This window comes from Gordonia sp. ALPHA1B1, assembly GCF_005502615.1.
In the GTDB taxonomy this organism is placed as follows: Bacteria; Actinomycetota; Actinomycetes; order Mycobacteriales; family Mycobacteriaceae; genus Gordonia; species Gordonia hongkongensis.
In genome coordinates this window covers 43,793-57,773 of sequence record NZ_SCOC01000004.1, presented here as the reverse complement: position 1 = coordinate 57,773, position 13,981 = coordinate 43,793, and the positions used below count along the sequence as shown (strand labels likewise).

Sequence of the window (13,981 nt, the reverse complement as noted above, 5' to 3'; positions counted from 1 at the left end):
ACCCAATTCCGGTCCGGCCGATTCGGTCGGTCGTGGGTTTACGGAAATGGAGTGGGTTTGCGGCTCATGAAACCTGGCGCTCAGTCCACCGGCCGCTGGTCCAGAATCACGACCGCTGTCCGGGCGACCATGTCGTCGGCATCATGGATGTACACCTGTAGCGCCGAAGTCGATGCGGTACCGGGGATTTCGGCGAGCGCCTGCACCAGCCTCGATCGGACGGCCGCGTCCGGGTCGGCGCCCAGGCGGTCGACGAGCAGGTCGACGATCCGTTCTCGATGTGCCTCGTGGCCGGCGAGGATCTCGGCGGCCTCGACGTCCCGGTCGCCGGCTGCGATGAGCTCGACCAGTGCATCGACCGCAGCGGCGACGCCGCGACGCCCGAGGGTCAGGGCGGCGATGCGTCGGACCACGGTGTCGGGGTCGTCGAGCAGGCCGCGCAACACCGTGGCGACCTCCGGGGTCTCGTCGATGGCGGCGAGGGCGGTGACCGCTCGGCGTCGGATCGACGGGTCGGGGTCCGACGCGCTGGTGGCGAGACGCTCGATGCCGCCCGGCCGCTGCGCGAGGGCCCAGCGCATCGCGCCGGCGACGTTGGGATCGGTCTCGGCCAGCAGCGCGTCGGCCAGCGAATCCCCGGACACGCCCACCTCCCCGGCGAGCAGTGCGGCCTGCTGACGAAGGGCCGCATCCTCGGACTGGACCGCACGGAGCAGACCGATCACGCCCAGCACCGACGACCAGTCCGAGGGACCCGTCGCCCGGACATGTTGCAGGCGCTCGAGGAGCTGCGCGTCGGCGGCCATCCTCGCCTTCGTGTCGTCGACGAGCCGGTCCATGAGCGAGTCCGGCGCGAACTCAGGGTCGTCGAGCGCGAGTCCCACCTCCCGCAGCGACAGTCCGAGCGAGCGGAGACTCTCGACGTGCATCAGCCGTTCGAGGTCGGCGTCGGAGTATTCGCGATAACCGCCCGACGTCCGGCCCGTGGGCCGGACGAGTCCGAGCGAGTCATAGTGGCGCAGCATCCGGTTGCTCAGGCCGGTGTGCCGCGCCACCTCGCCGATCAGCACCGCTATGTACCGTCCTCTGACTCGATCGTCGACGAATCCTCCGCCGCGGCATCGCTGTTCACCAACCGTGTCGCGTACTCCAACGCAGCGGCGAAGTCGCTGTCCGGGTCGTCGATCAACCGCTCGGTGGCGGCCACGTGTGCCCGTACCGTCAGATCACCGCGCCTCTTCGCGGCGGTCAATGGTCCGGCGGCGAAGCCTTCGAGCCCGGCCAGGGCACGGCTGAGACTCCGGTGTACGTCCGTGCTCCCGCGGCCGAGTTCGCCGGCCAGTTCGTTCGCGAGCCAGGTCTCCCGCCCGGACGGGACCAGGCCGACGGCGGTCCGCCACGCGGCGCGCGCCACCTCGTCGTCCGCGTCGTGCAGGAGCGCGACGGTGATCGACGTCCACGCCGGTCGATCCCCGATCTTCGACAGGGTGTGCAGGGCCTGCGCCCGCGCCTGCGGCGACGCCGACCCCAGCTCGGCCACGAGTCCGGGAACCGTGAGATCGGCGGGCAACCGCGTGAGGGCCCAGGTCAGCATGTCCCGCACGAAGAAATCCGGCTCGACGCCGCAGCGTCGGATCAGCTCCTCGGCGTAGCCGGGATGGGGGTTGCTGCCCGCCGCCATCGCGGCACGCAGCCTCGTCGAGGCGTCGTCGGCGGCGAGCGCCGCCAGCAGGGCAGGGTCGGGCGCGTGGGTTGTCTGGTCGGTCATCGTCGACCACCTCCTTCGCCACCCATCTGAGCGCTTGACACAGTGAGAAGGTCAAGCGCTGAGATGTAGTGGTGTGTCTCGGAAATAAGCGACTGGTCTCCGGCGCTCGATCGGTGCCTGGCTGCGTTGTCGTCGGTCGAGATAGCTCCGCTATCCCTCCCTCCTCCGCCTTGCCAGACCACCGATCGCTCCACCGGATACCGGCCACCTATTTCCGAGACACACCACTAGATCTCCCGGCGATACGGTTCGCACCCCGGCGGGGCCTTCGGTGGTTCGCGGTATTCCAGTTCCGGAATGTGCATGGTCATCGGCGCGGATTCGAGCGTGAACTTCTCGCCGTGGTGCGCCAGGTCGATCGGCGGACCCGACAGGAGCCGGTATGTCGCATTGTCCTTGTCGACGGCCACCACGATCTTCGAGTCCCGGATGATCATGCGGAAGGACATGTAGGTCAACCGCTTCGGCAGCCGCGGTGCGAACGTGATGTTCCCGCCGAAGTCGCGCATACCGCCGAAACCCGCCACGCAGTCGGTCCAGGCACCGGCGAGAGCCGCGATGTGCAGGCCACTGCTGACGTTGTTGTGCAGGTCGTGCAGGTCGGTGAACACGGACTCGGCGAGCAGGTCGTAGGCGAGATCGGGGTAACCGACCTCGGCGGCGGTGACCGCCTCGCAGCAGGCCGACAGCGACGAGTCACGAACGGTCAGTGGGTAGTAGTAGTCGAAGTTGCGCAGCTTCTGCTCGGGCGTGAAGGCGTCGCCGAACAGGTAGGTCGCGAAGACCAGGTCGGCCTGCTTGACCACCTGCTTGCGGTAGAGGTCGTAGTACGGGTAGTTCAACAGCAGCGGATAGCGTCCCACCGAGGACTCGAAGTCCCAGGCGCCCAACAACGTGAACGACTCACACTGCTGGTGCACGCCGAGCGCATCGTCGAAGGGGATCGTCATGTCGTCGGCGCACGCTTCCCAGTGCGCTGCCTCGGCGGTCGTGACCCCGAATTGCTCGGCGAGATCCGGACGGCGATGCACCGCCGCCACGGCGTCGCGCAGATTCTGTTGCGCCGCCAGGTTGGTGAAGGTGTTGTTGTTCACGACGGCGGTGTACTCGTCGGGACCGGTGACCCCGTCGATGCGGAACTTGCCGTTCACATCGTGGTGCCCGAGGCCGGCGAACAGTCGGGCGGTCTCGACGAGAAGTTCGACGCCGCATTCGGTTTCGAACTGTTCGTCGTTGGTGGCCCGCAGGTAGCGCGCGGTGGCGTTGGCGATGTCGGCGGAGACGTGGACGCCCGCGGTGCCCGCGGGCCAGTACCCCGAACACTCGTCGCCGTTGATGGAGCGCCACGGGAACATGGCCCCGCGTTGCCCCAGTTCGGCGGCGCGGGACTTCGCCTTGTCCATGGTGGAGTGGCGCCATCGCAATTCCTCGCCGGCGGCGGCGGGGACGGTGTAGGTGAGCATCGGGAGGATGAAACTCTCGGTGTCCCAGAAGGTGTGACCGTCGTAGCCGGGGCCGGTGAGACCCTTGGCCGGGATCGCGCGGGACTGACCGCGCGCGCCGGCCTGCAGGACATGGAACAACGCGAAGCGAACCGCCTGCTGCAGTTCGGGATCGCCGTCGAGTTCGACGTCGGCGTCGCGCCAGAAGTCCTCGAGGTAGCGGACCTGGTCGGCCTTGAGCGAATCCCAACCGGTCTCCATCGCCATCGCGAGGGCCGCGTCGACCTGGGCGCGCAGCGCCGGCACCGAGCGTCGGGCCGACCAGCCGTACCCCATGTACTTGGTGAGGGTGAGGCTCTTGCCCTTCGGCACGTTGGCCGCGATGGTGAGCCGGGCCAGGTCGCCGTCGGCGCGGATGAAGGTGTCGGCCTTGTCGGGGAAGTAGATCTCGTGGTCCATGCCGGCCGCCATGTGGAGGCCGGACTTCTTGGTGTGGTGGACCAGCATGCCCCAGTAGTTGCGGCAGGTGGCGAGGTCGGAGACCAGCGGGGCGTCGAGTGCCGCCGCCAGGCGCGGGTCGTTGCCCGGTGCCGGAACCGGCTCGTTGGCCAGGAGATCGGACTGCAGAACGAGTTTCATGTCCTCGTCGACCGGTTCGACCTCGTACCGGATCGCGGCGATCGTGCGTTTGGTGAAGGACACGAGGCGTTCGGACTTGATGCGGACCTTCCGGCCGGTGGGTGAGGTCCACACCGTGTGACGACGCAGGGTGCCGGTCCGGAAGTCCAGCGTCCGTTCGTGCTCCTCGGTACGCCCGTACCGAAGGTCCATCGGCTCGTCCTCGACCAGCAGCCGGATGATCTTGCCGTCGGTCACGTTGACGACGGTCTGTCCGGATTCGGGATATCCGTAGCCGCTCTCGGCATAGGGCAGGCCGCGCAGCTCGTAGAAGCCGTTGAGGTACGTGCCGGGATGATCGACCGGCTCACCCTCTTCGAAGGACCCGCGTAAACCGATGTGCCCGTTGGACAGTGCGAACAGCGTCTCGGTTCGGCCCAACATGTCCAGATCGACGCCACCGCGCCACTTCAGCTGCCACGGATGGATCTCGAAGCCGAAGTCGTGGCCGTGCTCGGCGGTCATGCGGGGAGCAATTCGACGAGGTCGTTCACGACGATGTCGGCGCCGGCGGCACGCATCGCCTCGGCCTGGCCGCCGCCGACCCGGTCGATGCCGACGACGTAGCCGAAGGCTCCCGCGCTGCCGGCCGCGATGCCGGAGATGGCGTCTTCGAAGACGACCGCCGCGGCGGGCTCGACGCCCATCAGTTCGGCGCCCAGGAGGAACGAGTCGGGTGCGGGTTTGCCCTTCAGGCCTTTCGACACGATGTCGAGTCCGTCCACCCGGACCTCGACGAATTTCGACAGGTCTGCCGCATCCAGCACTGCTGCTCCGTTCTTCGAGGAGGTCACCACGGCGATCCGGAGACCGGCGTCGCGCGCCGCCTCGAGATATCGCACGGACCCCGGATAGGCCTGCCCGCCGTCCTCGGCCAGGCTGACCAGGAACATGTCGTTCTTACCGTCTCCGATCGCGGTCACGGTCTGCGCGTCGACATCGTCGATTCCGCGAGAGGCGAGGAAGGCCCGGACGCCGTCCTCACGGGGACGTCCGTCGACGTAGTCCAGATAGTCCTGATCGGTGAACTCGACGAAATCGGCGTGGTCTGCGCCGCCCGCACGGGCAGCGAGAAAGGCGTCGAACGCCTTCTTCCACGCCTTGCGGTGGAGCACCGCGGTCTCGGTGAGAACCCCGTCGAGGTCGAACAGTGCGACGGTGATCGAATCTGGCAATCCCAACACGCTTCGCCACGCTACCCGTCCCGGGCGACTCCGGCGCGATTTGCGTGGCCACCCCGGGCGTTTTCTGCCGGCCGCGGGCGCGCGATCGCACGCGTCGTCCCGGACAGCGGTTCCGCCGGCGACGCCTGCGCGCCCGAAAAGGCTTTGACCGGGCGACAACTGGAGGTGAGACGATGGTCCGATGACTCGACGATTCGCTCAGATCGATGTGTTCTCCGCTACCGGGACCGGTGGTAACCCGGTTGCCGTGGTGCTCGATGCCACCGACATCCCCGACGACCGGATGGCCGCGTTCGCGCGCTGGACGAACCTGTCGGAGACGACCTTCGTGCTGCCGCCGACCGACCCTGCCGCCGATTACCGTCTGCGCATCTTCACCCCGGACGGCGAGTTGCCGTTCGCCGGGCATCCCACCCTCGGCTCGGCACATGCCTGGCTGACGACGGGCGGCCGGCCTGCGGGGGAGGACATCGTGCAGGAGTGCGGCGTCGGCCTGGTGCGACTGCGGCGCACTGGTGCACGGCTGGCCTTCGCGGCGCCGCCGTTGCGGCGGTCCGGACCCGTCGACGCCGCCGTCGTCACCGAGGTCGCCGCGGCGCTACGGGTCGACACGGCCGAGGTCCGCGCGGCCGAGTGGGTCGACAACGGGCCGGAATGGATGGTGTTGCAACTCGAATCGGGCGAGCGGGTGCTCGAGGTGACCCCGGACATCCCTGCCCTCGGCGATCACAAGGTCGGGTTGTTCGGGCGGTACGGCTCGGGGGACGGAGAGGTCTTCGGCGAGGTGCGCGCGTTCGTGCCGGGCATCGGGGTCCCCGAGGACCCGGTGACGGGCAGTCTCAACGCCGGCATCGCCATGTGGTTGCGGGCCACCGGGCAGGCGCCGGCGTCCTACGTCGCCGCGCAAGGTGCGGCGCTCGGTCGGGCCGGCCGCATCCACGTCCACGACGACGGCGAGCACATCTGGATCGGCGGCGACACGACGACGGTGATCGAGGGCACGGTCACGCTCTAGCGATGTCGCGACCGCACCGGATGGTGTCGGCGCGCTGTGCCAAGGTGGGTGCCATGAGCGACGCCCCTGGCGACCCGGACAAGGGTGATCCCGAGACGAGTGGCGGCGAGACCCTGAGCAACAAGGCCGGCAAGAAGCGACGTCGACGCGAACCGCCACCGGACCCGGGGCCGCTGCCCGGCCTCGTCGACGCGCACACCCACCTCGCTGCATGCGGCGGACGCGACGCCGAGACGGTCCGCGCGATCTGCGACCACGCGCAGGGCGTCGGCGTCGGCCATGTGGTCACCGTCGCCGACGACATGGTCGATGCACGGTGGGCGGTCGCCGCCGCGGAGTGGGACGATCGCGTCTACGCGGCGGTGGCCCTGCACCCGATGCATGCCGGCGATCTGAACGACGAGACCGCCGCCGAGCTCGAGCAAATGGTGCGTCACCCGCGAGTCGTCGCGGTGGGCGAGACCGGGCTCGACTATTACTGGCCCGGGAAGTCCGACGACTGTGCGTCGCCCGAGGTGCAGCACGAGACGTTCCGCTGGCACATCGACCTCGCGAAGCGGGTCGGCAAGCCGCTGATGATCCACAACCGCGAGGCCGACCGGGATCTACTCGACGTCCTGGCCGCGGAGGGCGCCCCGGAATCCGTGATCATGCACTGCTTCTCCGGTGACCGAAATGTTGCACGCGAATGTGTCGAGCGTGGGTTCATGCTCAGTTTCGCCGGCACTGTGAGCTTCGCCAACGCCGATGAGCTCCGGGTCGCGGCCGAGTTGGTCCCCGACGACCAGATCCTCGTCGAGACCGACGCGCCGTTCCTGACCCCGCATCCCTACCGTGGCCAGCCCAATCAGTCCTATTGTCTGCCGTACACGGCCCGGGCCCTCGCGGCCGTGCGCGGCGTGGCGGACGAGGAGATGGCTCGCATCCTCGGGGCGAACGCCCGGCGCTTCTACGGCATCCCTTTGCCATAATCTGGCCGGTTCGTTATCGTACTGTGATCCAGCTGGCCGACGTGCTGATCCACTCGGCCGGCGTGGTGCCAGTGTTGCCTATCAGGATGTCGTGCCCTTGTCTTCTCTGCCCAACCCAGAGCTGCAAAACCCCGAACTCTCGAACCCGGAGCCGTCCGCTCCGACATCGTCCAATTCGGTGTTCGCCAAGATCAACGGCTCGAAGTCGTTGCGTGTCCGCGTCGCCGTCGGCGCCGTGTGCGCCACCGTCGCGGCCGGCGGGGTCATGGGCGTCAGCATGCACAAGAACGTCGCGATCGACGTGGACGGCGACATCCGGCACGTGTCCACCATGGCGATGTCCGTCGAGAGTCTCCTCGAGTCGGAGGGGCTGGCGCCCGCCGACGGTGACAAGGTGAGCCCGGCACCCGACTCGGGCTTCGGCGACGGCCAGACCATCAAGGTCAACAAGCTCAAGGAACTCACCCTCGACATCGAGGGCAAGCGCGAGACCATCGTCACCAACGCCTCGACCGTGGACCAGTTGATGGCCGAACGCGGACTGACCCACGCCGCCGAGGAGACCGCCTTCGGCGAGGAACTGCCGGTCGACGGCGGTCAGATCGAGGTCGCGCTGCCCAAGCCGGTGAACCTCGTCGACGGACCGGCCCGCAAGCGCCCGACCGTCGCCGCGCACACCGTGAAGGATCTGCTCGAGTCGCTCGGCACCCCGCTGGGCGCCGAAGACAAGGTCACCCCCGCAGCGGACACCAAGATCACCCCGAACCTCAAGATCGTCGTCACCCGGATCAAGACCGAGGACGTCACGCTCACCGAACCGGTCGCCCCGCCGGAGGTCAAGAAAGAGGACCCGACCCTCGTCCGCGACCGCAAGGTCGTCGAGAAGAAGGGCACGCCCGGCGAGGCGCGTGTCACCTACAAGGTGACCACCGTGAACGGCCGGGTCGTCAAGCGCGACAAGCTGACCAGCGAGGTGCTCAGCGAGCCCGTCGCGGCCACCGTTCGCATCGGCACCAAGCCGGGTGCGCCGTTCGTGCCGCCGGGGTCGGTGTGGGACGCGCTCGCCGCGTGCGAGGCGACCGGCAACTGGGCGATCAACACCGGCAACGGCTTCTACGGCGGCGTCCAGTTCGACCAGAACACCTGGGAACGCTGGGGCGGACTCGAGTACGCGCCGCGCGCCGACCTCGCGACCCGCGAAGAACAGATCGCCATCGCGAAGAAGACCCAGGCGGTCCAGGGCTGGGGCGCATGGCCGTCCTGCTCGTCCAAGCTGGGCCTGCGCTGATCAGCGACTCGACAGCGGGTTCACCCGACGGCGCGCCCGACGAGGCTCCGCGTCTCCTCGGGCCGGCACAGATCAGGGAGCTCGCGACGGAGGTCGGCGTCCGGCCGACCAAGACTCTCGGACAGAACTTCGTCCACGACGCGAACACCGTGCGAAGGATCGTCGCGGCATCGGGGGTCGGGCCCGACGACACCGTCCTCGAGGTCGGTCCGGGCTTGGGCTCACTGACCCTCGCCCTCCTCGGGGCGGCGGGCAGGGTCGTCGCCATCGAGATCGATCCGGTGCTCGCGGAACGTCTTCCGGCGACGATCGCGGAGTATGCCCCGAGTCGGCAGGGCAACTTCGAGGTCATCCTCGCCGACGCGCTACAGGTGACGCGCGACGACCTGCCGGTGGTCCCCACCGCGCTGGTCGCGAACCTGCCGTACAACGTGTCGGTGCCGGTCCTGTTGCACCTGCTCGGACTCTTCCCGGAGATCACCACCGCCCTCGTGATGGTGCAGGCCGAGGTCGCCGACCGCCTCGCCGCCGGCCCGGGCAGCCGCACCTACGGGGTGCCGAGCGTCAAGGCGCGCTACCACGGTCGCGTGAGCCGGGCCGGTGCGGTGGGGCGCAACGTCTTCTGGCCCGAACCGAAGGTGGAGTCGGGTCTCGTCCGCATCGAACGAACCGACGACCACTCGACCGATCCCGTTGTGCGGCAACAGGTGTTCGCCGCGATCGACGCCGCATTCGCCCAGCGACGCAAGACGATGCGATCAGCGCTGGCCGGCTGGGCCGGTTCGGCGGCCGAGGCCGAACGCCGACTCCGTGAGGCCGGTATCGATCCGGGTGTGCGGGGCGAGAAGCTCGACGTCGACGACTTCGTCCGCCTCGCTCGCACGACCTGATTTCGACGCCGGGTCGCTGATCGCGGGAGACCGCGGCTCGTCGTGGGGGCGGGCGCAAAACCGCTCGCCGTCGGCGGGGAGAGGCTCGTACCGTGTTGTGCATCCGCAGCATCGACGACGAGGTCCGGCATGGTTCCACCACAGACTCTGACGACGCCGAGGCTGCGGCTGCGCCCACCCGCCGACCGTGACATCGAACCGACCTTCCGCGCCTGCCAGGATCCGGACATCCAGCGCTTCACACTGGTCCCGGTCCCGTATACGCGTGCGCACGCCGAACGTTTCGTCCGCGACATCGCCCCGGCCGCCGGGTCGTCGGTGTGGGCGATCGAGATCCCCGGCGGTGAACTCGTCGGCACCATCGGACTGCGAACCGTCGAGAAAGGCGTTGCGTCACTGGGCTATTGGTGCGCGCCGTCGCATCGGGGCCATCGCTACCTCACCGAGGCGCTCGCCGCGGTCCTCGACCACGCCTTCGCCGACCCCGCCGACGGCGGAGCCGGGTTCGATCGCGTGATCTGGCGGGCGCTTGTCGACAACGTGGCCTCGGCGCGGCTGGCGGCGTCGGCCGGCTTCCGCTACACCGGCCGACGCCCCGAGGACGAGATCGATCAGCTCCCGTCGGGTCGCCACGTCGGCGATGTGCACACCGCCGTGCTGCGGGCGGGCGAGGACCGCACCCCGCAGTCCTGGGACCTCGAGCAATCGGACTCAGTTCGACGCGGCGCGCAGTTTCTCCAGTAGCTCGGGAGCGGCGTCGCGCAGGAACGCGTCCTGGGTGTCGCCCCCGATCTGCACCAGCGCGATGTCGGTGAACCCCGCCTCCCAAAAGGGTTTCACCGCCTCGACGATCTGGTCGAGGTCCGGGCCGCAGGGGATGTTGCCCGCGACGTCGTCCGGCGTGACGAACTGCGTCGCCGCGGCGAAGCCCGCGGTGGTGCGCAGGTCGGCGTTGACATCCCACCCGCCGGCGAACCACCGGAACTGATCGTGGGCGCGCTCGATCGCCCTGTCGCGGTCGGGATCCCAGCTGATGGGGATCTGCCCGATCGCGCGGGACCGCTGCCCGTCGACGGTCGGGGTCGACGAATGTTCGTTCCACGCCTTGATGAAGTCGGCGTCGGGTTCGACGGCGATCAGGTGGTCGGCCAGTGGCCCGAAGGTCTCGATACCCGCATTGCCCGCCACTGCGACGCCGATCGGGACGGGCTGGTCGGGCAGATCCCAGATCCGGGCGGCGTCGACCTGGAAGAACTCGCCGCGGAAGTCGACGAGCTCACCGGTGTGCAGTTTGCGGATGATCTCGATCGCCTCGGCGAGCATGTCCTGGCGGTCGGCGACCGAGGGCCAGCCCTCGCCGACCACGTGCTCGTTCAGGTTCTCGCCCGAGCCGAGGCCGAGAGTGAAGCGACCGTCGGCGAGGATCTGCAGCGTCGCAGCCTTCTGCGCGATGATCGCCGGGTGGTAGCGGATCGTCGGGCACGTCACGTAGGTCATCAGGTCGACCCGCTCGGTCGCGTGGGCCACGGCTCCCAGGACCGTCCACGCGTACGGGGCGTGTCCCTGGGCCGAGAGCCACGGGAAGTAGTGGTCGCTCGACACCTCGAAGTCGAAGCCGGCGTCTTCGGCGCCGACGGCGTACCGCACCAGCTCTTTCGGGCCTGCCTGCTCGGTCATCAGGGTGTAGCCGAAACGTGTTGCCATGGAGGTCTCCTCTGCGAGATGGGTCGCTTCGGTGTAGCCATGAGTCATGGGTCCGAAACCCGGGACGCTCGAGACGGTGGTGCCCGGACGACGGACGTTCGACGACGGGGCGCGGTTCTCGACCCCGGAAACGAGGCGCAGATGCCAGACCAGAAAGCGGACGGGTCGGTCGACACCGTGCTGCTCGATGTCGACGGTACGCTCGTCGACTCCACCTACCTCCACGCATTGGCGTGGATGCGGGCCTTCGCTGCTCACGACCTGATGCCGCAGTGGTGGCAGGTGCACCGGGCGATCGGCATGGGCGGCGACCGTCTCGTCGGCGAGCTGCTCGGCGACGACGTGGAGGAATCGCTCGGTGACACCTTGCGCGACGAGTGGGAGGAGGCCTATCGCGACCTGCTGCCCGACGTGCGGCCCCTGCCCGGCGCGGCCGATCTGGTGAAGGGACTGCTGGACGCCGGCTACCGGGTGGCGCTCGCGTCGTCGGGCAAGTCGGAGTTCACCGACGCCGCGCTCGAGTCGATGGGATTGTCGCGGAACGACTTCGCCGCCGTGACCACCTCGGACGACGCCGATTCGTCCAAACCGGCGCCCGACATCCTGTCGGTCGCCCTGGACGAGGCCGGCGGCGGTAAGGCCGTCGTCGTCGGCGACACCGTGTGGGATGTGGCCTCGGCGCATCGCCTGCCGGCGGAGTGCGTGGCGGTACGGTCCGGTGGATTCGCGGAGGGTGAGTTGCGCGACGCGGGCGCGGTGCTGGTCGTCGAGCACGTCGGTGAACTCGTCGACCGCGGCTGGCGCCCCTGATCGACGGCGGCTGGATCGCCGGACCGACCGCATCGGTGGGCGCGGGGCCGACGCCGGGGCGCTAGGCTGGATCATTGTGTCGCGAACGTCGCTGTCTGTGGTGTCGGACTCCGTCACCGCGCGGGCTCCGTCGAAAGTCAATCTGCACCTCGGGGTCGGTCCGCGCCGCGAGGACGGCTACCACGACCTCGTGACCGTCTTCCAGGCGCTGTCCCTGCACGACGACATCAGGGTCGCTCGGGCCAACGAGATGAGCATCACGGTTCGTGGCGAAGGCGCCGGGTCGGTCCCGACGGACGAGTCCAATCTGGCGGTCCGGGCGGCGCTGGCACTTGCCGAGTGGGCGGACCGTCCCGGCAAGGTCGCGATCGACATCGACAAGACGATCCCGGTGGCCGGGGGCATGGCCGGTGGCAGCGCGGATGCCGCCGGGGCGCTGGTCGCACTCGCCGCACTGTGGAAGCTCGACATCGGCCGCGACGACCTCGCCGCGATCGCGGCGGACCTGGGCAGCGACGTCCCGTTCGCGTTGCACGGCAACACCGCCCTGGGTACCGGACGCGGCGAGCGGCTGATGCAGGTCCTCTCCCGCGGTGACTTCCACTGGGTGCTCGCGCTCGCACGCGACGGACTGTCCACGCCCGCGGTGTACCGCGAACTGGATCGGCTGCGCGACAGCCGTTCCGGAGAATGCGCCACCGACGACGAGCGGGACCTCCTCCGCCGCCCGGACGAACTCATGCAGGCTCTGGCGTCCGGCGACCCGCATGCGGTGGCGCCCCTGCTGCACAACGACCTACAACCGGCGGCGCTGTCGCTGCAACCCACCCTCCGCCGGACCCTGCGTGCCGGAATCGACGCCGGAGCACTGGGCGGCATCGTGTCCGGCTCCGGTCCGACATGCGCCTTCCTGTGCGCCGACGAGACCGGCGCCGTGAACGTCGCCGCCGAACTGTCCGGCGCCGGCGTCGCCCGGTCGGTCCGCACCGCCAGCGGTCCCGCCGCCGGTACGCGCGTCCTCGGAGCCGACGTCCGCCACTGATCGCCTACGGTTGCCTGATGTCCCGCAGACCCTCCGCAGTCGTCGCCCCACTGCTCGCGGTCAGCGCAGTCGTCGCTCTACTGCTCGCGCTCTGCATCGTCACGGCCGGCCCGTCGACGGCCGCCGCACCCGCCGACGGTTTCGTCTTCACCACCTCCGAGGTTCCCGACGACGAACTCCCGTCGGCGGCCGGTTCGGGCACCCGCCTCACCTATGCGACGCGCGATCAGAACGGCCGCCCGGCGATGTCGAGCGGCGTGTACTGGGTGCCGAAGGGTACGCCGCCCGCTGGTGGCTGGCCCGTCGTGTCCTGGGCACACGGGACGGTCGGCCTGGCCGACGAGTGCGCGCCGACCCTGCACCGGCTGGGCGACGGTGTCGAGGCCCCGGTGCGCGCGGCGCTCGACGCCGGGTTCGCGGTCACGGCAACCGATTACGCGGGGCTCGGGTCGGCGGGGGAGACCGAATACCTCGGCGGTCGCGCGGCGGCTCACTCGGTGATCGACATGATCCGCGCGGCGCGGTCGGTCGACGCCTCGCTCGGATCACGCTGGGTGTCGACCGGGCACTCCCAGGGCGGCCACGCTGCGCTGCACGCGGGCCGTCTCGCCGCGGAATTCGCACCGGAACTGCCGGTCGCCGGCATCATCGCGATCGCCCCGGTCTCGTCGCTGGAGAACCTGTTCGGTCTGTTCGGTCCCCGCGTGCCCGGCCTCGGCGCGCTCAATGTGCTGAGTGCGCCGTTCCTGTTCACCCTCGCCGGCCTTGACCACGCGAATCCAGAACTCCGCGTCGCCGATTCCCTGACGTCGGACGGCAAGCGTTTTCTCGACCGCGCGCGTGCCCGGTGCAACGGGGATCTCGTGGATGCGTTGCGGTCGGTGCCGCCGGGCTCACTCGTGGCGTCGTCGTTCACTGCGGAGCAGGACTTCCGGGACGCCCTGCGGGAGTACGCCGAGGTGCCCGTCTCTGGCTACCCGGTGAAAGTCACGCTCGCACATGGTCTTCTCGATCCCGTGCTGCCGTACCCGCTGAGTCGTTCGCTGCGGTCCGCGATGCGCGACGCCGGCACGGATGTGGACCTCAAGACCTACGCGCGGGCCGATCACAGCGGCGTCGTCGACGAGTCGCTGCCGGACGTGTTGGCCGCGATCCGGGAGTCGTTCGGCCGTTGAGGTCGGGCCGACCG

At 69.3% G+C, this 13,981-nt stretch carries 13 protein-coding genes; 8 read left to right on the top strand and 5 right to left on the bottom strand.

All coding sequences use genetic code 11. The annotated features are described in order from the left end of the window. Positions 1-80: 80 nt before the first annotated feature. From FFS52_RS03715 to FFS52_RS03700, 4 genes are all read right to left on the bottom strand, one after another. Positions 81-1,070 carry a HEAT repeat domain-containing protein gene (locus tag FFS52_RS03715; protein ID WP_137808871.1) on the bottom strand — a complete coding sequence of 330 codons (990 nt, stop codon included), beginning with the start codon at positions 1,068-1,070 and terminating at the stop codon, positions 81-83. A 2-nt stretch (positions 1,071-1,072) separates the two neighbouring features. After that, a complete protein-coding gene (locus tag FFS52_RS03710) occupies positions 1,073-1,768 on the bottom strand; it encodes a HEAT repeat domain-containing protein (RefSeq protein ID WP_137808870.1) in 696 nt (231 codons plus the stop codon). A gap of 227 nt (positions 1,769-1,995) precedes the next feature. Further along, positions 1,996-4,353 carry a glycosyl hydrolase family 65 protein gene (locus FFS52_RS03705; protein WP_058251451.1) on the bottom strand — a complete coding sequence of 786 codons (2,358 nt, stop codon included), beginning with the start codon at positions 4,351-4,353 and terminating at the stop codon, positions 1,996-1,998. Continuing rightward, complete coding sequence (locus tag FFS52_RS03700) at positions 4,350-5,072, bottom strand: beta-phosphoglucomutase family hydrolase (protein ID WP_058251450.1); 723 nt, start codon at positions 5,070-5,072, stop codon at positions 4,350-4,352. Before FFS52_RS03700 ends, FFS52_RS03705 begins: the two co-directional genes overlap by 4 nt. Positions 5,073-5,253: 181 nt before the next feature. Here FFS52_RS03700 and FFS52_RS03695 point away from each other — a divergent pair, with 181 nt between their 5' ends. The 5 genes from FFS52_RS03695 to FFS52_RS03675 all read left to right on the top strand — a co-directional run bounded on the left by FFS52_RS03695 (position 5,254) and on the right by FFS52_RS03675 (position 9,980). Further along, the gene (locus tag FFS52_RS03695; RefSeq protein ID WP_137808869.1) at positions 5,254-6,087 is read left to right on the top strand and encodes a PhzF family phenazine biosynthesis protein; all 834 of its coding nucleotides are present in this window, start codon (positions 5,254-5,256) and stop codon (positions 6,085-6,087) included. 53 nt (positions 6,088-6,140) lie between these two features. Then, positions 6,141-7,058, top strand: coding sequence for a TatD family hydrolase (locus FFS52_RS03690; protein ID WP_137808868.1), 918 nt, complete (start codon positions 6,141-6,143; stop codon positions 7,056-7,058). Positions 7,059-7,179: 121 nt separating this feature from the next. Further along, the gene (locus FFS52_RS03685) at positions 7,180-8,346 is read left to right on the top strand and encodes a resuscitation-promoting factor (protein WP_203235936.1); all 1,167 of its coding nucleotides are present in this window, start codon (positions 7,180-7,182) and stop codon (positions 8,344-8,346) included. Next, positions 8,310-9,236 (top strand): 16S rRNA (adenine(1518)-N(6)/adenine(1519)-N(6))-dimethyltransferase RsmA, encoded by a 927-nt coding sequence (gene rsmA, locus FFS52_RS03680; RefSeq protein ID WP_137808867.1) that lies wholly within the window; start codon positions 8,310-8,312, stop codon positions 9,234-9,236. The genes FFS52_RS03685 and rsmA overlap by 37 nt, the downstream gene beginning before the upstream one ends. A 129-nt stretch (positions 9,237-9,365) precedes the next feature. Next, positions 9,366-9,980 (top strand): GNAT family N-acetyltransferase, encoded by a 615-nt coding sequence (locus FFS52_RS03675; protein ID WP_137808866.1) that lies wholly within the window; start codon positions 9,366-9,368, stop codon positions 9,978-9,980. On the opposite strand, the gene FFS52_RS03670 is transcribed toward FFS52_RS03675, so the two are convergent. Continuing rightward, entirely contained in the window at positions 9,948-10,940 is a 993-nt protein-coding gene (locus FFS52_RS03670; RefSeq protein WP_137808865.1) for an LLM class F420-dependent oxidoreductase, read from the bottom strand. The two genes, FFS52_RS03675 and FFS52_RS03670, sit on opposite strands and share 33 nt — an antisense overlap. 141 nt (positions 10,941-11,081) lie before the next feature. On the opposite strand from FFS52_RS03670, the gene FFS52_RS03665 reads away from it, so the two are divergent. The 3 genes from FFS52_RS03665 (at position 11,082) to FFS52_RS03655 (ending at position 13,967) form a co-directional block, all read left to right on the top strand. Further along, positions 11,082-11,750 carry an HAD family hydrolase gene (locus FFS52_RS03665; RefSeq protein ID WP_137808864.1) on the top strand — a complete coding sequence of 223 codons (669 nt, stop codon included), beginning with the start codon at positions 11,082-11,084 and terminating at the stop codon, positions 11,748-11,750. Between the two features lie 76 nt (positions 11,751-11,826). After that, a complete protein-coding gene (locus FFS52_RS03660) occupies positions 11,827-12,792 on the top strand; it encodes a 4-(cytidine 5'-diphospho)-2-C-methyl-D-erythritol kinase (RefSeq protein WP_058251444.1) in 966 nt (321 codons plus the stop codon). Between the two features lie 17 nt (positions 12,793-12,809). Continuing rightward, the gene (locus tag FFS52_RS03655) at positions 12,810-13,967 is read left to right on the top strand and encodes a lipase family protein (RefSeq protein WP_137808863.1); all 1,158 of its coding nucleotides are present in this window, start codon (positions 12,810-12,812) and stop codon (positions 13,965-13,967) included. The last annotated feature ends 14 nt before the right edge of the window (positions 13,968-13,981 follow it).